Raw genomic sequence first — 20965 nt, 5'->3', positions numbered from 1 at the left:
TTTTTAAAATAGAAGCAATATCTTTTTTCAATTTTATCATTTGAAGTAATTGGATTTTTTGTAACGAACATACAAATACAATTGTTTAACCGTTAATGCTTCCACGCATGAGCCTGTTTTCACTTAGTTTCAAAGAAGAAAGGTAAGTATGAAAAGTTTTGAAATTGATTGTCATTTTTGTTCCCCATAACGTGCATTTGATAAGCCTATTCATTCACGCCTTTCTCACATTCAAAACCTCAAAGAACGAGCCGATGGCGGCTCGTTCTTTGAGTATAATTTTTCCCAAATTAAACGCTTAATAAAACTCTAACCTATCAATGATAGAAACAACCGTCCTTCCTTCTCTGCAACAATATCTCCAATATGTCAAAATCACTTTGGTACACTTGTCCCTCGAAAACCCATGTATCCTCGTCTTCTGGGTTTACATCGTACAAATCCAAATCATCTTGCTCCAGAAAGATGTCGGTTAATACGCCATCTTTATAATAGGCTTCACCATAGATACCACATCCCAATTCATTATAGGCATGTGTGTAGTTTACCTTGAAATGTTTAGCAACTTCCTGCATCACCTCAAAATTGGGTGACCATTTGGTATCATATGATGCCATTGCAAAACCATCCCCTTCACACCAATCAACTGAAAACATGTAGCCTTCAGTAAGTTTTATAAAGTCGGGCATTAGCCCCTCATCGTTATTTTTCTGTTGTTCCATCAATATTTCAAATATGGATTTTATATTTTCGATTGCACCGCTGCAACCCTCGAACTGTACGGTATTATAACACCAGTTTGCCATGATTGATACGTTTTAAATTGTCAAATAATGATTGATAAAAGTAAAAATAGGGTTGGGCGAACCCAACCCTTAAAGTTCTAATTCAGGAACAAGCCATCACTGCCATTCTTCGCAAAATCGGCACACAAGGCGAAGGCTTTTTGTGTACGCAATTGCCCTGTACCACCCAATAACAAGGACTTTAATTTTGCTTCTTCGTTCTTATAGGAACGTACATTCTGAAAATAGCCCGTTACCGCATTATAAGCCCCGAACAAAGTACCCTTGGTTGTTTCAAGCTGTTGCGTAGGATTAGACATGGCATATTCAAAAGTGGTATCGCAAATGTTCTTGAAACAGGTGGACAGTTCATCATCCTTACCAGCTTGCAAGTTTTTCAATACTTCCTTGTTTGGCACCATTGCCATTTGTACCAGCTTCATCACTTCGCTATCGGTGATGCGGATACCTGCCCATTGGTTGAACATGCTTTCTAATTCAACACTTAGGTTATTGGTAATACCCATCAAACGGTGGGCAGTTTCCAAACGTTCCTTGGCATTGGCAGTATGCCTAATCTTGATACTGTTGGAACGGTTGTGCATGGCTGCATTCAAGGTATTGTTGCAAACAATCCTGATGGGTGTAAAGGCTGCTGTAATGCTGCCACTACCATCATGTGAAGTAGTCAAAAAAAGGTACTGCTCTATCAAATCATCGTTGCCAACTTTGATATAAGAAGGCAGTTTTGCTGTGATGAAAATCCGTTCACCATTCCCCAAAGCCCCTGCTGTTTCGTACTGGATGCCATCACCACCAACGATACTGTCAAAGAAGGTAAACGCATCGATGTTCTGTACCACTTCATAATCCTTGCCCACCACGCCCAATACCTGTTCCGTGTCGGTACGGATTGTTGCGAAATAATTAGGTACTGCAACCTCTGCAATCTTGATTTCCAAATCGCCATTGGCTTCCTGGTTCTCATTGTCGTAGGTGAACAAGGCTCTTTTTGCTACCGTGTAATCTAACCCTGCAAAACGTAAGGCTTCCTTACTGGTGGGGTAATCCGCAACAACCTGTCCCAATCCATGCCATGCTTTTTGCTGTACGGAAAAGAAACTGTGCTTGCCTGTTTGTTCGTTGAAATTAATTTGATGTGCCATAATCGTTTACCCAACTTGTTTTATATCCCGCAAGTGGTACTTCTGCGGTTTGGTTATTAAAAATGATAGATAAAATTGAAAAGGGGATAGGGTTGCAACCGAACCACTAAAATGGTAAATCGTCCAGTGGTTCTTTAAGCTCACTTGCTGCAATAGGTACTGCAACTGCCGTGCTGTCGCTGGTGTACTTCGGTGTGCCGTGCAATTTGATACTGTTTACATGGAACGTAATAGCTGCCTTCGGTTCGCCCTGTGCATTGTTCCATGCGTTCACCCCGATACGCCCCTGCAACTCAACGAGCGTCCCCTTTTTTAGGTACTGTGCAATGTTGGCATTCACCCAATATGCACACTGGACATAAGTGGTAATTTTTGTTGCCTCGCTACTACCTTTTGGTTTGTAACTGTCGTTGATAGCGACATTAAAATTGACCACCTGTTTGTCGCTTTGCAATGTTTTTACTTCTGCATCTGCTGTTACCCTTGCAATGATTTCCATGACTTAAATTTTTATGGTTACTAAATGTTTTATGAACCTCGGTTTGCACCTCGTTCATTACCCTCGTAGCAACCCAGCCTTGAAAAGGTATTTAGGAAAAGCAAGGTTTTTGCAACTAAAAAATGTTGACTGTGGAATAAATAGTCCCGCAGTATTGCGGGACGGTTTATGCCGCAAAAGCAACAAGCAAAGCGGTTTTTTATTGCAAAACCAGTGGCCAGTCCCGAAAGCCTTCGGGATGCAGACCTTGCTTTTTCAAAATGCCGTCAAGAAATTTGCGAAGAAGAGTAAAATGAAAAGTTGTCTATTTTGTATTTATCAAGTAATCACTTAAAGACATCAAGATTTGGTATTACTGGTCGCCAGTAAACAGATATTACTAAGTTAAAAAAAAGCTATTCCAGTGATGGCTTAGGGATAAAAGTAAAAAGCCCTGTGACGATTTGTGTATTGATTTTGTGCAGGACTTGCAACGGATAGCCCGACCCAAAGGGTAAGCCCCCAATTTGTCTAGTAGAAAACGATATGTAAAAATTATATCTAAATTGGTATACCACTGATGCCGACCATTTGATTCAAAGTTTACAGACTTTAATAATTGTTATTAAAAAGTAGGTTCTTTACCCATAAGTTTCCATGTTTTCAAAAATTGAGCATAACTGCATAATTGTTCATTAGGGTTACATCTCGACCAAGGGGCTTTGTCACACCTTTCATCGGTAGTGCCGCCGATAAGATTTTTTGTACAAAACCTTTTTAAGCCGCATTCCCTTTTACCCAAAATCCACGAATCATGAATTTCCAATAATGCTGCAAGACGGTCTGGTTGAATATTAAGATGGCTTAAACCGTAAGGTTTAAGAAACCAACAGTCCCCATCTAAATTCTGCATTAAAGGGGTTCCTACATTCAGCATTATTCTTTTTAAGCTAATAGAATAAAGAGTAGGTTCTTTTAATAATGACAGAAGCAGAAAAGGGGTTTCTTTACGCATCTTTCTGCCTTCTTCAAGAACATGAAATATCCATGTTTTTTCATTGTCATAGTTCTCGGTCGTGAAGTATCCTGTTAATTGATAGATAGCGTGTACAACTTGCCTTTCATAAATGAACATCAAATCTGAGCCATCGGCATCATTGATATTTTCATAGACGAATAAATAAATGTCCAGTTCATTTTTAGGAACAAACTCTCTTTCTTTCATTAATTGTAACATCATATAAAAAGCATCACCAGGATGAAAGTGCATTAAACATGCCTCGCATAAAGAAAATACAAAAAGAGGATTATTACCGATTACATCATAAATGAATATTGCAACCAATTCGGCTGTCCGATATGGAACATCATTATGTATTATACCGGGGTTAAAAATATTTTGAGCGATGTGGCACATTGTTTCAGATAAATGCAAGCCACCAAGATTAAAAGTATATACCTTCTCGCCGACCTTATAATTAACTTTTACAACTTGAGCATATTTATTGAAAGGGTCGGGTATGTAAATCATACTTTCAAATCTTTCAATGCTGCTAATTTCTAATCGGTAAATATCTGGCGAAGGAAAACCCATGTAGAGTTCCTGAAGCTGATTATTTAACTCAATTTTCGGGTCGGCTACAAAAGAAATGGGAACATTAAAGGTATCGTCCTTTGAGTTCAAAATGTAATGGTTGCCAAACTTCATTTTATCCACTACTATGCAACTATTAACCAAGCCAAAAGTGGTTGTAATATCCTGTAGAAAATGAATGTATTCATGAAAAAAAGTTGACAGTGGTAATGGTTCAAGTTTTTCAGGATTAGTTAGTTCATCAAATACGTTTACATTCATTTTAAAGAATGAAAAATTATAGCTGCCCCTATTAACTGAATTAAATGCGTTTGACACTGTATTTTCTTCCATACTATATTAACTTAGAAATACACTCATAAAGATGATGTTATGAACTTTGTGTTAAAGATAATATAAGCCATCAGAAGTGTTTGAAAGAAAAATAAAACTGTAAATGTTTAGACAATAGCAGTAGAAACCACAGTTGTTTTATAGCTATGCCATGATTTGCAATGCGTTTGATATTTTAGTTTATTCCTTAAAATAATTTTCCTGAAAAATTGGCTACAATTATTTGTTACAAGAACTATACTTAGCCCTTCTTTATCACCAAATGCTGCAACCCAGGGTCACTTAAAACACGTTCCATTTCAGATTGTATAATATCCTGCACATCTTGTTTTATTTGCAAATAATTCCGCTGAATCATCGCATTATCCAGCTTACGGATGGTAGGTATTTCTTTAAAATTATCCTGCTCTTTTTTCAACGCATCGTGGTCGTTCAATATAGAACAATGGAAAGCTTTCAGGTCTATTTTACAATCAGGGTCATCGGCTACCATACCCACAAAATCACCTGAAGAAAGTGCAGAAATTTTAGAAGGTGGGATAGCAGCTTCCAATTGCTTTGAACGGCTAATGGAAGTGTCCTGACTATTAATGGAAAGGCTTTCCCTATCCTGCATAATCTTCCCGAAACGCTCACTCAACTGCTTGGCAGTATCACCAGTTACCTGCCCACTTACAATATTCCCAGTGATATTCATAATAACATCTGCCTGTTCCTTGCCATAATCTTTTCTAAGTTGGCTAAAGTCCTGTATGCCCAGACAAGTGGCGACTTTGTTACTTCTTGCAGTAGCTATCAAGCTATCCATATTGTTCAAATAAATGGTCGGAAATTCATCAAATATCAAGCTGCTTTTCTGCTTGCCTTTTTTGTTTACCAACTTTACCAACCGTGTTACATAAAGGGATAACACCGCACCATAAATCTGTATTTTCTGTGGGTTGTTCCCCATGCAAACAATCTTCGGTCGGTCGGGATTATTGATGTCAAGTGTAAAGTCATTACCCGATAGTACATAGTATAATTGTGGCGAAGACAATCTTGCCATCGCAATGCTGCGGCAATTTGCCCTTCCAATTGTTCCATCACATCGTTCAGGTAAGCGTTCACAAAAGGGTTAATCAATACTTCTATTTCCTTTTCCGTACGAAGAGCAGTGAACAAGCTATCATAGTCCACTTGCATCAGTTCAATGACATGTGGCAAGGTGCAAAATTCACCATCCTTATATTTACGCAAATACCAGATAATCGCCGTTAGGAAATTGATGGGTGATTCAACAAAGAAGTCGCCCTGCCGTTTGATCCATTCCCTGTTCAAACCCATTAAAATAGTCCGTGCAGATTCTGCCGCATCTGTTATATCAGTCATGCTTTCATGGTCTAATGGGTTGCAGCGATGGGTACGAGTAAGGTCATCAAAATTGATGACATAAAACACAGGCTCAACGGGGTATTTTATCTTGTACTGCAGCCAAGTATTGTACACAATTTTGGTAAGGTCATCGAACTTAAAATCGTACACGAACATGGTAAACCCTTTCTTGATATGCTGCGTAATGACATGCCGTATCACAAAATAGGATTTGCCGGATCCTGGCGAGCCAAGCACCATCAAACCACGGAACGGATTGATGATATTTATCCAGCTTTTGCGTGTTTTCCCTTTCAGGTTATACTGTGCAGGAAGGTTAATGGAAAATTCATTTTCAAGCAGCCTTTCCTCTTGCGGAAAGGTCTCATTTTCCTTGTTGAAAATATCCTTACTGTTCAATTGTTGCTGTATCACACGGGACAATAATGTACCACCAGAAAGCACTAACATGAACCCAATAGCTGTTATGCTTATGTACAATATTGCAGCCGTGGCAAGTGCTATTTTCGGAAACAATGAAAGGTAGCTTAGAAAGTAAATCAGCAGCCCTGTAATGATGTAAGCAAAAGCTGTTTTGTAGCTTAACTTTTCATCCTTCCTGCCCCTTGCACCCATTAACGAGATGGTCAAAAAGCCCAACGCAATCAATTTGGATGTATGGAATTTGTTGAACAATCCTGTGTTACGGATATTGCCCATCAACCTGTCCGTAAGCGTTACGGTAAGATGCCATTGCTCAAAAGCTGCATAGCAATAATAATAGAAGTGCAGCACCAAAATAGCAATACTTATCAATCTGGTCATATCCAGTATTTTCCTCAGTGCCTGTTCGTTTTCACCTGTTTGCATAACCTTAATTTTAAAATTATAAATCTTTTGAAATCCTTTTTTTCTTTTTCTTTCTGCCTTTTTTCGTCAACTGGTAAGGCACAAAACCTGATACGTTTTCGGGCTGCAACAATGTTTCCAGTAAGTCGATACCTTCCTTGTTTTTGGTACTGGGATTGAATGCAGATTGTGGCTGCACTGGTTGTGTTTTCGGGTTATGTTGTCCAACAAATTCCTGCCCTTTAACAGCTTGTTGTTGTGAGATGCCACATCTTTCCAATATGCCTTTCGCACTATATGCTTTACCCAATACGCTACCATTAAAAACGCATTTGGTGCGGTGGTCAACGTAGGTAATCCCATAAATAATCCCATCCTCATTTTGCCTTAAAACAGTGTTGATGCCCTCTTTATCCAAGGCCTTTACCAATTCATGTAATTGTTGGTTCGGTTGTTTTAAAAGGGCCAAGTCAATAGCATTCTTTAACCTTGCTTTATGGGGCAGCCGGGCAGTCTCATTCGGTGCAAATTTTTCTTCCACAAAAGCAAGGGTTGGTTTACTGTAAAAGTCGCTGGCCTTAATGGGTACACCCACCTTATTGCCTTGTTCATCCACTATCCTGTACACCAACCCACGGTTCTCGAATATCCTTGACCCTTCGCTGCCACGGTCGGCCATAACATTGTATTGTTTTAGTACCGCATTCAACTCTGGCAAGCTGGTGTATTTATAGTCTTTAAGAACATTATCCAACACATTAGTGATAGCCCTTTTTGTGTCTAATTTGCCATACTGCACCTTTTGTAAATTGACTGGTTTAAGACTGTACAACTGCTGTTGCTTTTTACTGTCCTCGGCACGTTTTAGCCCAAATATTTGTTCAATTTCCTTCCTTGCTTTTTCGGATTGGTTACGACCAATATTCTGCATGTCAATGCGGCGTCCATCTGCCCGAACTTTTACCGTTACGATATGGATATGTGGATGCCCAGCATCAAAATGTTGATAGACCAAATAGGGCTGTTCGCCAAAACCTATTTGCTGCATATAGGTATCAGAAATATCCTGCAACTGCTCTTTAGAAAGCTTTTCAGAGGGGTCAAAATTCAGCGAAATGTGGACGCTGTTACGGCTGACATTTTCGTTTAAAGCTGCCTGATTTTTTAGCCGATTGAGCTTATTTGTAAACGATAATTGTTCAACATCCATAGGATAATTTGTTGCTGAAATAATTTCAGCAACGCCCTCTTTCACCTTGTTTTCATTATAGTTTAAAATACGGTGAATGGAATGCCCCGTTTTGATTACTGCAACCATTTTTCACCAATTTTTTGGATATGGTTTTTGACCTCATCCACCTTGTTCAACAAGATTTTTTTCTCCAATTCATAAGTCACCAACCAGTCCCTGAATTCTGAAATTTGGTGCAGCGTGTGCAGCTTCTTTACCGCTTGATTAAAGTTGTTCCCGATGCCGTTCAACTCGTTCCTTAGCTTGATACTTTCTGCCATGTAGTCATCCAAAGTCTGGTTGCGATAGGTGGCAACAATGGGCTTCCCGAATATGATCCGGCGAACATAATCACTCAATTTGCGGCAGGTACTGGCTTTCCATTTTTGCTCTATTTTCTCGTATTCTTTTGGCGTTAGCCGCAACCCGATGATGCGGGTCCTGTTTGTTTTTTCCTGTTCCATCACTTATCATTTTCACGTTATCAAATTCTTCAAAACATTCCAGCATCCCCCGACCACGAGTTCCGAGTAAGGGCGGCCAGAGTCGGTTGTTTAACAACCGGACATCTGGCCGATTGCGGAAAAGGCAATCTTATAGCCCTTCATAAGTCTTTGAAGATTTTCTATATTCACTTTAGACATTTTAATGTTGCGATCATGTTAACGGTATCCAATGAATACTTTATAACCAATATTGCTATCATAACTTTTGCTTGAGCTGTTTTTTGCTATTATTGCCAATGTTTACTAACCACTCGTTAAGGTCTTTATGTCCTTTATAAAGATTGCTTTCATCCTTGTATTTTTCGCTTAAAGACAAGGCGTAGCGACTGTAATTTTGTCCTGTGGCATCCCTATCCAAATAGAGTTTTATCACTTCGTGTGCTTCCAAAAAAGTACGTGCTTTTTCAAAGAAGGAAACTGAATTTAAAATGAGAAAATCGGTATCTTTTTTTGATTGATTTTGGTGCATGACAAGGAAAGAAAGGAAGTCTGTAAAGCCTTCAAAAACGGATACATTTTTAGCCCCATTGTTAAACGTGGTAATGCCTTTTGGGGAACTGCTTGTCTTGAAATATTGGTTACGGATTTCATAACCACCAGCATCATTTTTGAAGCCGATACCATAGTAGATTTTGTCGTTCAATCCATACCTTACTTCCCTACAATATTGCCATGCAATTGCAACGGGGATTTTCCTTTGTTCGAGGTATTTTATCAAAGCGAAAGAACTGATAATACAGTCTTGAAGAATAGTAATTTTTGGTTCTGCAATTACTTGTTTTGTGTGTTGCAATACGGGCTTGTGAAAAGAAAAATAAGCGTCTATTTTCTGAAGGAATTCCCCAACGGTGCAGTTGTGGTAAAGGATGCCGAAATCAATAAAATTCCCACCTTTCCCAAGCCCATGATCGTACCAACGGTTCAATCTTGTATTGACCTTAAAAGAGGGTGTACGCTCATCTCTCAACGGGGATAAATACCAATAATCTACGTTCCTGATTTTAGCTGGGCTGAACCCCAATTTTGAGAGGTAGCCGACTAAATCCATTTCTTTGACCTGCTCTATTGAGTAGGATTTTTTACCTAAATCCATAACTGCACATTTTCATTTTTCACCTTTCAGGTATCACGGGGACGAAGTTAAACAAGCAGCATCTGTACCACCTATCCCCATCATATTTTAACGGGGATAATCTAGCTGCCCGAAAATAAATTTGTGCCTTAAAAATGAACAATTAAAAACGTGATGTTATGCTAACAACAACCGATGTGGCCAAAGTGTACGATACCATAATGAGTATCCCTGGCATGAATGAAACAGTGAAGATCGACATGCGGATTTCACGAAAAAATGTACTGCTGCTGAACAGTGTTATCAAGCGTGGGCTGACAGCAAAAGATGATGACAAATCTGCTAACCTGTTAGAGGGCATACCAAAAGAAACCCTACAGGAACTGGATGCTTTTGCAGATGACTGTTTAACAAAAGCAGGGCTAAATGAGCTAAATGAAAAACTCAAAGCATTAAGCCAGAAGTAACAAAGCTATAACCTGTTGCAAGGGGATATTTATTCAGTCATTCATAGGATTCTATTTCCTTGCAACAGGTTATTCAACTAAAATTTTTCACCTTGCCTCATAGGAAATAATACCCTGAAAAAAGTGCCAACAGACCAACGATTTCAAGTTGCTCTAATTACTTATCTGCCTAAATAACCTGAAAACTTAGCCAGCAAGTTTTCAGACCATTACAATACTGCTTTATACATATCCCAACCCCATTTTCACATAACTGATTTCCACGCTTTTCCTTGTGTAAATACGTTTGACCTGTCAACAATATTTCCAACAAATCAAACAACAAAAGCATGGAATCGAGCAACAACATTTTCCAAGATGCGATCAGCATCGAAGAACTGGAAGCCCGTCTTGAAATGTCAGGTACAGGCATGTTTTCTTTTATTTCAGACAGTTCGTGTATCACCAGTACACCAACATTGCCCGGCACTGTTTAAACTGTTCTTTTTTCAAAGGGAACCTGCTTCGGGTTCCCTTTTATTCACCTAACACTTTTATTATATGACAGGCATTTCATTGAAATATGTGCAGGAAAAAAACAGCAATAGATACCTATTAGTAAACGCTAGTGGTAGCACATACAGCATTAGCAAAATGCTCTACCATATCCTTTTTAAAAAGCAGCAAAATATAGGTGACAATGACATAGCCAAAGAGATGAACCTGCTTTTTGAAACCAACAGTTTCACAGGGATTTTTATACAGCACACTATTCAAAATACCTTAGAGAACGTGAGTGGCCAGAACTGTTTGTTACAAGTAAATGAGCAGCCTTATATCTTCATGAAACGAACAATCATCGCTGCTGGAAAAGGGTCAACAGCTTATCGGTTATTATCTGGATTGTTCCAAAGGAATATATCTGCTTCACTCATTTTTGTGTCCGCTTTTGCAACAATTTATTTTTTCTGTACCGATGGTGTAAGTGCTTTTTCAGGGGCGTATCATCACACCATTACAACGTTCGGTTTTAGTAAAGCAATAATGCTGTATGGCTGCTTTTTAGGGATAATCCTAGTGCATGAATTGGGACATGCCACTGCTGCATATCGGTTCGGTATAGAGCCGCAAGAAATTGGCCTTGGGTTGTATTTTATTTTTCCTGTTTTCTATACCAATGTTACGGGCATTTGGGCCTTGCCAGTGAGGGAAAGGATTGTTGTCAATCTTGCTGGTATCTATTTCCAACTGATAGCAAACCTGCCTTTGTTGCTACTGTTTTATACGTGTAGTTGCAACCCTATATGTTTTGTTTTGATTACCGCTAACACCATTGGTTTACTCTCTGCCCTCAACCCATTTTTACGTTATGATGGATATTGGCTATTCAGCGATATTTTCAATATTCCAAACCTTCATGCCAAATCTTGGGGCATTTATACAAGCCTTTTAAAAGGCAAACCATTTTTAAAAAACACCACTCTACCACTGGTACTGTACAGCTTTTTAAAAGCAATATTTTGGGTGATTGCCTATTACTATTGCATACTGTTTTTCATTAATTCAATACGGAAAATCCAACACCTTATCGCTACACAAAGCAATGGTGAAAACACGATTTCCGCTATTGGCCTTTCATCTGTTTCATTTTTGGTATTATTTTTTATACCACTCAAATTAATATGGTCTATCACTAAAACAAAGCAACATGAATCCAATTGACTATAAACAAAAAAGGGATGATTTGGTAAATGTTTTTTCAATGTCCATGGACATTAAAAAAGACGAGATGCTTACAGCGAAGTACCATATTGTAAGTGCCAGTCTATCCAATTATTTGCCAGAAATTGATTGCAAGAACCATGAAACTATTTTTAGGAATATCCTATTGAACCAGCAGTTGAGCCACTTGGAACAGGCATCTTATGATGTACTGCAATACATGTCATACGAAAACCTAAGCGATAATATCTGGGGGACATTGAAGCAGAAGCCTTCCATTATCTGCACTTTTCATACAGGTTCGTATAGATTGATAAATCTTTTCTTGGTAAAAAATAAAATACCTTACTCATTGGTAATCGCCAACAATGTCATCGAAACACAAGGCGATTTATTCAATGAACTGTATAAAGACATTATGAATAGTTCGGGGAAAAATGGCTTTGAAATTATCAATGCGGAACATCCTTCTTCGGGACTTCAAATGTTAAAAAATCTAAAAAAAGGAAGAAGCCTTTTATTGTACATGGATGGTAATACTGGTGCAGGTAGTGGTACAATAAAAAATGACAATCATTGCAAAATCAACTTCCTTAACCAAGCCCTTTTTGCAAGAAAAGGTATCGGCTTTTTGGCACATGCAGCACAAGTGCCGATCCTTCCTGTTGCCTGTTACCGAAAGTCCTTGGAAGATATAAGGTTACGCTTTTTTGAACCTATTTATCCAAATACAAATGAGGCAAGGGAAGTATTTGCGGCACGGTCAACACAAGCTATTTACAACCTCATTTCACCGATTATAAAACTGTACCCCGAACAATGGGAAGCATGGCTGTACCTGCACAAGTCGGCACATATCATCAATGGGTTTCAGAGGACGGAACAATTGCCATTTGATAGGGATAGTAAGCTGTTATTGAACACATCGTTGTACAGTGTTTTTAGCATAGCTGGTAAAGCCTTTCTGTTCAACAAAAACACCTATCTATCATACCCCATTGATAGTAGTGTGTATGTTTTCTTATCAGGGTGCAGTTTACAAAGTGCAAGGCTGGAAGGTTTTGATATTGCCTTGTTGCAACAACTGTATAACAACCATGTATTGAAAGCTGCTTAAAACAAAAGTATTATGTAAAAAAACTTAAAAGATCCGATGTCATGGTACAAGAAAAAAATAAAAAAACGCCTGTTTGGTTGGTGCATATTTGTGCATGGGTCGTTTACAGCAGCTTTATCTATATAGCCAACCGCTTGTCAAAGCCGAATATCACTGTTATTGAAGTGGCGTTTTTCCTGCTGCCTTTCTGTACCACTTTTTATGTGAGCCTATATTCTTTGGGATTGTACAAGAAAAGAGGGGTTTTATGGGGTATCCTAACTTTTATAATTGTCTTTATCGTTATGTCTGCTCTTGGTTATTGCTATATCTATCTGTTGCTGCCGTTGGCTGGCATGAAGCTATACACGTCCAACAATTACAGGCTTTTTTTGGAAAGTGCCATCTTGGGCTATGTGCAATACTCGGCTTATGCCATGCTCTATTTTTATGTGAGGGAAACAGTACGGACTGAACAAAAACTACGATGGTTACAGGAAGAAAAATTACAACTGGAAAAGCAAAAGATGCAGCGTGAACTAGAGAACGCCATTTTGAAACAACAGGAACTAAAATCCCAGCAGGACAAGTTGCAGTACGAGTATGCTTTCCTGCGTTCACAGATCAATCCGCACTTCCTGCACAATACGCTAAATGTGCTGTTTTCGCAGGCATTGGAATTTTCCCAAGAACTGGCCGATAATATCCTGAAACTTTCGGGCATGATGCGTTATTCACTTGAGAGCGTAGAATTTGAAAGTGGGAAAGTCCCCATTGAAAAAGAATTGGAACACCTGCAAACATTGCTAGACATTCACAACCTTCGTTTCGGTGATACAAAAATTATTGAGTACAGCACCGAAGGCGAAGTGCAAGGGCAAATATTGCCACCACTTTCCATTATCACCATTGTTGAGAACGCCTTCAAATATGGCGACCTTAAAGACCCTTCCAACCCTTTGTTGATAAAAGTAAGGCTACTGCCACAAGAGATATATTTCTATTGCAGGAACAAAAAAAGGAAGAACAATATCCAGCTTTCATCACTCAATATTGGCATTACTAACCTTAGTAAAAGGTTGGATGTTGCTTTTAAGGACATGTATGAGATGAAGGCTACGAACGAGGACGATTTTTACACTTTTGAACTCACCATAAAAAATTGATAGTATGATCAAGTGCGTAATCATAGATGACGAACAGCCTTCCATCAATGTACTGAAAGGCTATATCCAAAAAATACCAGGTCTGCAATTGGTAGGTACAGCCATAAACCCAATCGAAGGAATCGAACTGGTGCGTAGCACAAAGGCTGAGGTCGTTTTCCTCGACATACAGATGGACGAAATGAACGGTATTGAAGTAAAGCAGGTAATGGATCCAAGCGTCAAGGTTGTTTACTGCACGGCCTATTCTGAATTCGCTGTGACCAGTTATGAACTTGATGCGGTGGATTACCTTATCAAGCCTATCGCATTCGGCCGTTTTGTAAAGGCAGTACAGAAACTGTCCGATAAGCTATTGCCGGGTATTTCTGCATTCGAGGTTATCCCACACGATTATTTTTATGTAAAGGCTGAGCATAAGGGCAAGATGATAAAAATAGATATTGACGATATTGACTATATCGAAAGCCGTAGTAATTATGTGGCATTCCACAGAGGTAATGATGTTACACTGGCATACCTTACCATGAAGGATTTGGAACTACGGTTACCGCCTTCACAGTTTACCCGTGTACATAAATCCTATATCGTTGCCCTTAACAGGATTACTGCATTTGAGAACGGTAGCCTTTTACTCAAAGGAAAGTCCACAAGGATACCATTGGGCAACAATTACAAAGAGGCTTTTATGGAAAAAATGAAAGGGAAACTGTTCTTGTGATTCTAGTTTAAAAAGAAAGGCGAAGGCCAGTATTTTAGCTTAATTAATAGGCATGTAAACAGCAGTGATTCCTTATTTTCGTCAATATAACCTTTGTATGAAAGCAAAAATCCGAACATGCCAAATTGATTTGTTTCTTAGGAATGAATTGATGTTTATCCTCAACCCATCAACGGATAAAGGACATGTTTATACCAAGGCTATAAAAAAATTAAAAATCGTCATTCCTAAAGAAGAAGCCTTACCTGAAGATGTAGTGGTACATATTCTTGGTAAAACAAGGTTTAAAAGGTTGCAACAATACATCGTGCAATTACCAAAATAGACCTTGCAATACCTTGTTACATCCTTAAATTTATATGCTTGCCTATATCTGACCCCGACCATCCCACTATTCACATATAGCAAGCCACTTTTCACATAACAGATTTCATACAGGGCATACCAGTTTTTAGTTTCACACCCGTTTAGCAGCAGTTGTATCATCGGCTGCCTAAATGCTCAAAAACTGTGTATGAAGAAAAGTACCAACATCGAAATTATCTGCGGACTGCTTATACTATTATTTGTTTACACTGCTGTAAGCAAACTATTGGCATACACATCCTTTGTAGCCGTGTTGGATCAATCGCCATTAATGCAAGGCAAGGCAGGTGTTATTGGGTGGTTGCTACCAACGGTAGAACTATTTGTTTCAATACTGTTGTTCTTGCCTTCTACAAAAGAAGTAGGGCTTTACTTATCGTTTGGGTTAATGGTTTTGTTTACTGCCTATATCGCTTATATGGTCATGTTTACACCGCACCTTCCATGTTCTTGTGGCGGTGTTATCAAACAATTGTCGTGGAAGCAGCATTTGGTATTTAATGCCTTCTTCATTTTGGTTGCTTTTGCAGGTATAATAATGTTCCGCAATAAAAATTTGGCAAAACACCAAACACAATAATGTCATTGTATTACCGGGTACATACAACAGGAAGTAAGCTGAAAACCTGAAAAAAGAGTAAGCATCATCACATCACCAATCGTTGCAAAAATGGTGCAACGGCCATCTTTCATTCTATTTTTTAATCATTTTTAAAAGTCACATTTATGAAAAAGTATCTTTTCGGTTCTTTGGCTGTTATCCTTGCCCTTGGTGCAAGTGCATTCACAACATTGAAAACCAAGCCCGTTAAAAAAAGCTTGTCAACAATGGTGTACTACTATCAACAATCAACGCTTCTAGGGTCTAATAATTCTGGCAATTGGTTGCCAGAAGGAGAAGTAGAAAACCCGCCAAGTTGTACTGGTGATGATATACCATGCAGGTTGTCATTTGAGACCACGGAGTTCAGCGACATTAATGCTTACTTAAGCGGTAAAACCGATGCACAAGTAAGAGATGATGCAGCACATGTCATCAACAAGCCAGAGTAAACTAAAAGAGGGCATAAGGGCATTTGTCCCCTATGCCCTTATTTTTTATCTAGGGTTCTGTTGTATGTTAGATAGCTTGATGACATCTTCAGGAATTGGTAATGCGTAACGCAGGTCATTTGGTGGAAGTGTATAGGTTACTTGGTTCAATACCCGCTTAATTGTAATATTCCTTCCTTCAAAATTCAACCGTTTTAAATCTGGCCATCTCAGCCCACGCATCAACAATTCCTTTCTTCTTTCCACTAATATTTTATCCAGTGCATCATTTGCATCAATGGCTGTTACAGGTGCAAACAACCCTGTTTTGTAACGCTTTATAAGCAATGTGTTCAAATCATTCAAAGCGTTTGTTTTATCATTTTTCCTTGCAGAGGATTCTGCCCTAATTAAAAGCACTTCATCTACCGCAATCCCTGAAAAAGGAGCTGTACCACCCTCATAGCTACCTTTAAAACCAACAGATCCATTACCATTATCCTTAAAGAAAACTGTTTTTCTAAGGTCATTGCTTGCAAAGGATTGATATAGTGCTGAATCAATTTTTGCCCTGCTATTGTTCAAGGGTGCAGGTGTAGGCATGAAACTCTCGTAAATCACTTCGGCATTGAACTGAGGGATAGGATAGGTTGCAGAAGCTGTCAGCGTATTAAAATCCAACAGGTTACTCTTCAACTGTAGGCAAAGGTCAGCATACCTTAAACTACTGTCATAATTGCCAATATTCAAATAAGTCCTGGCCAATAGTGCATACGCTGCAGTCTTGCAAGGACGCATCACATGTACAGGTGTTACAGGCAGCAAGGCGGCACTTGTTTTAAGGTCGGCGATGATAGTGTTGTAGGTTTCTGCCAATGAGGAACGAACCGCAACAATATTGAAGTCTGAATTTGTCCTTAGAGGAATGCCCATATCAGTAGGTGCAGTTACTGGGTTATAGGCTTTTGTAAATGCTGCCGTTAACTGGCAGTATGTTTTTGCCCTTACAAATAATGCCTGTCCCAATACATTGTCCCACTGCATAGCATTTGCTGCATTCCTGTCCACATTGTCAATGTTGTCCAAGACGGTATTGGCATAGTAAACAGCAGCATATGGCCTTCGCCAATCCCCAGCATTGAACTGGAAAAAATAATCCTTTTCCCATGTGTACATCCTTCTTTGACCTTCATCTGAAAGAGCCGCCCAGTCAGCATAATTCAGATAATAATTATCTGCACTTATTTCACCAACGGACATATCCACGTTGTTAAGGATGTTATAGTTGTCCAGTAGTGCCTGAAAGTCTTTGAGTGTTGAAGGGATGACGTAGGACTTATTAGGGGCGGCATCCAAATATTTGCTACAACCGCCCATTATGGCAGCAAGTGTTACCAGTAAAAGAGAAGAAACAATATTGATTTTTTTTGAACCCAACATAGTGAATGGTTTAAAAGATGAACAATGGTTTTTAAAAGGCCGCTTTCAGCCCTATGGCAATATTCCTTGCAGGCAAGACCGATGACAATGGGTAATCCGGGTCAATGCCTTTCTTATTTGCCTTCCAAATAATACCTACGTTATTAATGTTTGCATAAAGCTGAATATTACGGAATGGCAGATTTTTATTACTGGTTTTTGGTATGTCATAAGCAAGGGTAATATATTGGATACGGATATTATCACCCTTCTCTACTAACACTTCAGAGTTGTCATAAAATGCATCTCTTGCACTGATAGATGGATACACCATAGAAGGCACGTTGGTATGCAGTTCATCGCCTGGCTTTTGCCACCTGTTGGCATAATCGGGATGACCGACACGGGTGTTGAAAAGGTTGGTATAATCAATAGATGCGTTCCTGAAAAAGTACCCAAACTTGTATATTAGCCTGATTGTTAGGGATACATTCTTAAAGCTAACGGTATTACCTATTGAGCCAAAAATTGTTGGCATTACAGAACCACCGTACACAAGGTCTTTTAATTGCGTAGAATCGGCAATAATGGAAGCGTAGTTTTTGCTCACTTTCCCATTGATATAACCCATTGGGTCGCCTGTAGCTGGGTCAAGCCCTGCCCACTGGTAAGAAAATATGGAATAGACCGGCTTGCCCACGGTGCCCAATGAATTTGGTACTGTACCACTGATAAAACTGCTGCCTTGTAATGATGGATTGTAATAGTCCGTTATCTGGTCTTTGTACCAAGTAAAATTGATATTGGACTGCCATTTGATAATACCAGTCGTGTTCAAAGTATTTAACTCAACATCAATTCCATTGCCTTTCATGGAGGCAACATTTTTTGTAATTATACCAGATGATATACCAGTTGTAATGTCAATGGGTGAAGGGCCAAAAAGATCCCTAGCATTCTTTATGTAATATTCAATGCTGCCGCTTATCCTTTCATTTTTAGTCCTGAAATCCAAACCGAAGTTCATCAACTTTACTTTTTCCCATTTCAGTTCGGGGTTGGCATTCCTAGAAATAATGGCATAGGGCGACAATGTATAAGGTGAGTTGGAAGAATAGGTAATGGTGGTAACGGCACTTTTGCTCTGGTCAACATTACCACTCACACCATAAGTAGCTCTTAACTTTAAATAAGGCAATGCCGATACCTTATAAAAAGGTTCTTTGGATAATAGCCATCCGCCACCAACCGACCATAACGGGTTCCATTTTTCATTGGTATTTACACCAAATAAATTAGAAGCATCCCTTCTGCCACTGAGTGATAGTGTGTATTTCTGGGCATAAGTATAAGCTGCATTGCTATATATAGATACGAAGCGGTTCAAAGTGTTTGAGAAGCCTGAATTGTTGGGGATGAAGCTGTTGCTGCCCGTAACAAAACTTGGATAGGTATTGGCAAAATCGACACTCGAAGAAGTCAATATATCTGGGTCATATCCATAAGTCCTGTAAGCATTGCTGATGGTATTCGATTCCCTTATTTCAGCACCTGCAATGGCAGTTACAGCATGTTTTTGCCATTGCTTATTGAAATTCAATTGCCCCCTTGCATTGTGCGATGACAATGTGTTTCTTGATATGTCCAATATGCCACCAACAGGTATTTTATAGGTCACAACACCTGTTGTTCTGTTTAATTGGCTATATTGGTTAATGAGGTTGCGGGTAAAATAACTCTGCACGTCGTTTAGGTTTTCTAATGTTACCTGTTGTTTTTCATATTGGTACTTAAGGTCAACGCTGAAACTTTTTGATACTGCATAATTGATACCAAGGTTCAGGATAATATCATTGGTAGTGGTTGTTGCGATAGTATGTTTATAATCTTCCAAAGGGTAATAGTCCCAGTTCAATAATTTGCCACCACCAGCAGTATCCGTATAGCTTTTCCTGAACCCTCTTGTAACTGGTAGGGCATTGCCATTATCATCTGCCAATAAAGTATAAGGTGGCAAATTACCGTTGGAAGTGGTAATGCTTCCGTATGCTGGCCGTCCACTGGTGCTCTTGCTTTGTGTGTAGTAAACACCCGTTGAAAATTGCAGGTTTTTTATGGGTTGGTACGTGTTCTGTAACCGTAGGTTAAACCTGCTATAACCTGCATCCAGTTCGCTACTGTTCTTATCATAACCTGCGGAAAACAGGTAGGACATATTGGTGTTGCCACCACGCAGGTTAACAGCATATTGCTGGTTCAAAGACTGCTTGTACAAATACTTGTCAAACTGGCCACGCAAATCCACATTCCGTAAAGCATCAATTTGGCTGTTGGTCTGTGCAGTTGTCAATTGCCCGTTGCGTTGTTTAAACAATATCTCATACACTGGCGAAAAGGATGGCCTACCGCTATTTGCCGTATCTGAAAATTTAAACCCTTTACCAAACAGGAACTGTTCCACATCAATAAAATCCGTTGTTGACATCTGCTTCTGGTAATACAGGTCGGGCTTGTTACCAATCAGGATATTAGAATTGAACTCAACCTGAATTGGCTGGTTCAACTTCCCTTTTTTTGTGGTTATGACAATCACACCATTACCAGCTTTTGTGCCCCAAATAGATGCTGCTGCCGCATCCTTAAGAATGGATATACTTTCTATATCATTTGGGTTGATATTGTTGATGTCACCATCATAAGGAAAATTGTCCAAGACAATCAATGGGTCTTTTGGGCCTTCAATAGAGCTAAGCCCTCTAATACGGATGCCGCCGCCACCTGTCGTTTTTCTATCCACCAATAAGCTGTTGGATACAGCTTCTAAACGCCCTAATATGCTGGTGCTTACCTGTTCATTAAAACGTTTATTGTTCACTTGTGTAAATGAGCCTGTTGCCCTTTCTTTAGGGATGTTCTGATAGCCAGTGCTTACTACGTTCACATCCTGCATTTCAGTAACAGCAACCTTCATAGCTATGGCAAGCTGTGCCGAATTTTGTGGGTTCACAAAAACAACCCTATCACGGTAGCCCACATAGCTAACAACAAGTACCCCACCAGTAGAAGGAAGCTTGATTTTAAAATGGCCATCATCACCAGTAATGGTATTGGTGTTTGTACCTTTTAGGTTTACCAATGCACCTGCCAGTGGCTGGTTAGTAGAATCCGTTAGCACAAGCCCACTGATAACCGTGTCTTTTACAGGATATTGGATGGTATGGTCGTTATCATAGGTTGCTACTTTTGGGGTGACGATAATGGTCTGTTCGATAATTTTATAACCAAAAGGCTGCTGTTCAAACAATTTTTGTAGCACCAAAGAAAGCTTTGCTTTACTGGCATGAAGTGTTACGGGCTTTGCCCCTTTCAAAAGACCATTGTCATAAATAACCCTGTAAGCCGTTTGCTGCTTAATGGCAGTAAATGCTTTTTCCAATGACGCATTATTCAAGTCAATGGTCACCAATGTGCTGTCAACCTGTGAAGCAAATGAACGAGTACAGCAACATGCCATCACCAGTACCAACAGCAAGCAATTTTTTTTCTTCCGTACATGGCAATACATTGCCAAGGCCTGTTTTACAGGCGATTTTCGCATGTTCATAAGAGTGAGGTTTTTAGTTTAAGTAA

General features: G+C 39.3%; 19 protein-coding genes and 1 pseudogene. 9 read left to right on the top strand and 11 right to left on the bottom strand.

Features of this window, described 5'->3' with window-relative positions; genetic code table 11:
* Positions 1–317: 317 nt before the first annotated feature.
* The 9 genes and pseudogenes from ACFOW1_RS15870 to ACFOW1_RS15830 form a co-directional block, all read right to left on the bottom strand.
* Positions 318–806, bottom strand: coding sequence for a DUF1281 family ferredoxin-like fold protein (locus tag ACFOW1_RS15870; protein ID WP_379015633.1), 489 nt, complete (start codon positions 804–806; stop codon positions 318–320).
* A gap of 77 nt (positions 807–883) precedes the next feature.
* Positions 884–1951: a DUF932 domain-containing protein gene (locus ACFOW1_RS15865; RefSeq protein WP_379015632.1), complete on the bottom strand. Its 1068-nt coding sequence runs from the start codon at positions 1949–1951 to the stop codon at positions 884–886.
* A 106-nt stretch (positions 1952–2057) separates the two neighbouring features.
* The gene (locus tag ACFOW1_RS15860) at positions 2058–2450 is read right to left on the bottom strand and encodes a single-stranded DNA-binding protein (protein WP_379015631.1); all 393 of its coding nucleotides are present in this window, start codon (positions 2448–2450) and stop codon (positions 2058–2060) included.
* Between the two features lie 604 nt (positions 2451–3054).
* Positions 3055–4356, bottom strand: a complete 1302-nt coding sequence (locus tag ACFOW1_RS15855) for a hypothetical protein (RefSeq protein ID WP_379015629.1) — start codon at positions 4354–4356, stop codon at positions 3055–3057.
* Positions 4357–4597: 241 nt separating this feature from the next.
* Entirely contained in the window at positions 4598–5404 is an 807-nt protein-coding gene (locus tag ACFOW1_RS15850) for a TraM recognition domain-containing protein (protein WP_379015627.1), read from the bottom strand.
* A gap of 791 nt (positions 5405–6195) precedes the next feature.
* Positions 6196–6534: pseudogene (locus tag ACFOW1_RS15845) on the bottom strand (YWFCY domain-containing protein); the annotation flags it as partial.
* A gap of 61 nt (positions 6535–6595) precedes the next feature.
* Complete coding sequence (locus ACFOW1_RS15840; RefSeq protein ID WP_379015625.1) at positions 6596–7876, bottom strand: relaxase/mobilization nuclease domain-containing protein; 1281 nt, start codon at positions 7874–7876, stop codon at positions 6596–6598.
* Positions 7864–8253 (bottom strand): plasmid mobilization protein, encoded by a 390-nt coding sequence (locus ACFOW1_RS15835; RefSeq protein WP_379015623.1) that lies wholly within the window; start codon positions 8251–8253, stop codon positions 7864–7866. The genes ACFOW1_RS15840 and ACFOW1_RS15835 overlap by 13 nt, the downstream gene beginning before the upstream one ends.
* Positions 8254–8491: 238 nt before the next feature.
* The gene (locus ACFOW1_RS15830; protein WP_379015621.1) at positions 8492–9388 is read right to left on the bottom strand and encodes a toprim domain-containing protein; all 897 of its coding nucleotides are present in this window, start codon (positions 9386–9388) and stop codon (positions 8492–8494) included.
* Between the two features lie 158 nt (positions 9389–9546).
* On the opposite strand from ACFOW1_RS15830, the gene ACFOW1_RS15825 reads away from it, so the two are divergent.
* From ACFOW1_RS15825 to ACFOW1_RS15785, 9 genes are all read left to right on the top strand, one after another.
* Positions 9547–9834, top strand: a complete 288-nt coding sequence (locus ACFOW1_RS15825; protein ID WP_379015620.1) for a hypothetical protein — start codon at positions 9547–9549, stop codon at positions 9832–9834.
* A gap of 329 nt (positions 9835–10163) precedes the next feature.
* Positions 10164–10310, top strand: coding sequence for a hypothetical protein (locus ACFOW1_RS15820; RefSeq protein ID WP_379015618.1), 147 nt, complete (start codon positions 10164–10166; stop codon positions 10308–10310).
* Positions 10311–10374: 64 nt separating this feature from the next.
* Positions 10375–11535 (top strand): site-2 protease family protein, encoded by a 1161-nt coding sequence (locus ACFOW1_RS15815; protein ID WP_379015617.1) that lies wholly within the window; start codon positions 10375–10377, stop codon positions 11533–11535.
* Entirely contained in the window at positions 11522–12652 is a 1131-nt protein-coding gene (locus ACFOW1_RS15810) for a hypothetical protein (RefSeq protein ID WP_379015616.1), read from the top strand. Before ACFOW1_RS15815 ends, ACFOW1_RS15810 begins: the two co-directional genes overlap by 14 nt.
* 41 nt (positions 12653–12693) lie before the next feature.
* Positions 12694–13797 carry a sensor histidine kinase gene (locus ACFOW1_RS15805; protein ID WP_379015614.1) on the top strand — a complete coding sequence of 368 codons (1104 nt, stop codon included), beginning with the start codon at positions 12694–12696 and terminating at the stop codon, positions 13795–13797.
* A gap of 4 nt (positions 13798–13801) precedes the next feature.
* The gene (locus tag ACFOW1_RS15800; RefSeq protein ID WP_379015612.1) at positions 13802–14518 is read left to right on the top strand and encodes a LytR/AlgR family response regulator transcription factor; all 717 of its coding nucleotides are present in this window, start codon (positions 13802–13804) and stop codon (positions 14516–14518) included.
* A gap of 97 nt (positions 14519–14615) precedes the next feature.
* Positions 14616–14843, top strand: a complete 228-nt coding sequence (locus ACFOW1_RS15795) for a hypothetical protein (RefSeq protein WP_379015611.1) — start codon at positions 14616–14618, stop codon at positions 14841–14843.
* Positions 14844–15032: 189 nt separating this feature from the next.
* Positions 15033–15464 carry a MauE/DoxX family redox-associated membrane protein gene (locus ACFOW1_RS15790; RefSeq protein WP_379015609.1) on the top strand — a complete coding sequence of 144 codons (432 nt, stop codon included), beginning with the start codon at positions 15033–15035 and terminating at the stop codon, positions 15462–15464.
* 146 nt (positions 15465–15610) lie between these two features.
* Complete coding sequence (locus ACFOW1_RS15785; protein WP_379015608.1) at positions 15611–15937, top strand: hypothetical protein; 327 nt, start codon at positions 15611–15613, stop codon at positions 15935–15937.
* A gap of 45 nt (positions 15938–15982) precedes the next feature.
* Here ACFOW1_RS15785 and ACFOW1_RS15780 read toward each other — a convergent pair whose 3' ends face one another.
* Positions 15983–17356: a RagB/SusD family nutrient uptake outer membrane protein gene (locus ACFOW1_RS15780; protein WP_379015607.1), complete on the bottom strand. Its 1374-nt coding sequence runs from the start codon at positions 17354–17356 to the stop codon at positions 15983–15985.
* 31 nt (positions 17357–17387) lie between these two features.
* Complete coding sequence (locus ACFOW1_RS15775) at positions 17388–20939, bottom strand: SusC/RagA family TonB-linked outer membrane protein (RefSeq protein ID WP_379015605.1); 3552 nt, start codon at positions 20937–20939, stop codon at positions 17388–17390.
* Positions 20940–20965 lie beyond the last annotated feature (26 nt).

The organism is Parasediminibacterium paludis (assembly GCF_042651445.1).
Lineage (GTDB): Bacteria > Bacteroidota > Bacteroidia > Chitinophagales > Chitinophagaceae > Parasediminibacterium > Parasediminibacterium paludis.
Note: the sequence above shows the minus strand (reverse complement) of the source record. Positions and strands in the feature narration are given on the sequence as shown.

Bases quoted from the DNA above. Each gene is read 5' to 3' on its own strand.
- ACFOW1_RS15870 (WP_379015633.1), bottom strand. From the start codon at position 806: ATGGCAAACTGGTGTTATAATACCGTACAGTTCGAGGGTTGCAGCGGT.
- ACFOW1_RS15865 (WP_379015632.1), bottom strand. From the start codon at position 1,951: ATGGCACATCAAATTAATTTCAACGAACAAACAGGCAAGCACAGTTTC.
- ACFOW1_RS15860 (WP_379015631.1), bottom strand. From the start codon at position 2,450: ATGGAAATCATTGCAAGGGTAACAGCAGATGCAGAAGTAAAAACATTG.
- ACFOW1_RS15855 (WP_379015629.1), bottom strand. From the start codon at position 4,356: ATGGAAGAAAATACAGTGTCAAACGCATTTAATTCAGTTAATAGGGGC.
- ACFOW1_RS15850 (WP_379015627.1), bottom strand. From the start codon at position 5,404: ATGGCAAGATTGTCTTCGCCACAATTATACTATGTACTATCGGGTAAT.
- ACFOW1_RS15840 (WP_379015625.1), bottom strand. From the start codon at position 7,876: ATGGTTGCAGTAATCAAAACGGGGCATTCCATTCACCGTATTTTAAAC.
- ACFOW1_RS15835 (WP_379015623.1), bottom strand. From the start codon at position 8,253: ATGGAACAGGAAAAAACAAACAGGACCCGCATCATCGGGTTGCGGCTA.
- ACFOW1_RS15830 (WP_379015621.1), bottom strand. From the start codon at position 9,388: ATGGATTTAGGTAAAAAATCCTACTCAATAGAGCAGGTCAAAGAAATG.
- ACFOW1_RS15825 (WP_379015620.1), top strand. From the start codon at position 9,547: ATGCTAACAACAACCGATGTGGCCAAAGTGTACGATACCATAATGAGT.
- ACFOW1_RS15820 (WP_379015618.1), top strand. From the start codon at position 10,164: ATGGAATCGAGCAACAACATTTTCCAAGATGCGATCAGCATCGAAGAA.
- ACFOW1_RS15815 (WP_379015617.1), top strand. From the start codon at position 10,375: ATGACAGGCATTTCATTGAAATATGTGCAGGAAAAAAACAGCAATAGA.
- ACFOW1_RS15810 (WP_379015616.1), top strand. From the start codon at position 11,522: ATGAATCCAATTGACTATAAACAAAAAAGGGATGATTTGGTAAATGTT.
- ACFOW1_RS15805 (WP_379015614.1), top strand. From the start codon at position 12,694: ATGGTACAAGAAAAAAATAAAAAAACGCCTGTTTGGTTGGTGCATATT.
- ACFOW1_RS15800 (WP_379015612.1), top strand. From the start codon at position 13,802: ATGATCAAGTGCGTAATCATAGATGACGAACAGCCTTCCATCAATGTA.
- ACFOW1_RS15795 (WP_379015611.1), top strand. From the start codon at position 14,616: ATGAAAGCAAAAATCCGAACATGCCAAATTGATTTGTTTCTTAGGAAT.
- ACFOW1_RS15790 (WP_379015609.1), top strand. From the start codon at position 15,033: ATGAAGAAAAGTACCAACATCGAAATTATCTGCGGACTGCTTATACTA.
- ACFOW1_RS15785 (WP_379015608.1), top strand. From the start codon at position 15,611: ATGAAAAAGTATCTTTTCGGTTCTTTGGCTGTTATCCTTGCCCTTGGT.
- ACFOW1_RS15780 (WP_379015607.1), bottom strand. From the start codon at position 17,356: ATGTTGGGTTCAAAAAAAATCAATATTGTTTCTTCTCTTTTACTGGTA.
- ACFOW1_RS15775 (WP_379015605.1), bottom strand. From the start codon at position 20,939: ATGAACATGCGAAAATCGCCTGTAAAACAGGCCTTGGCAATGTATTGC.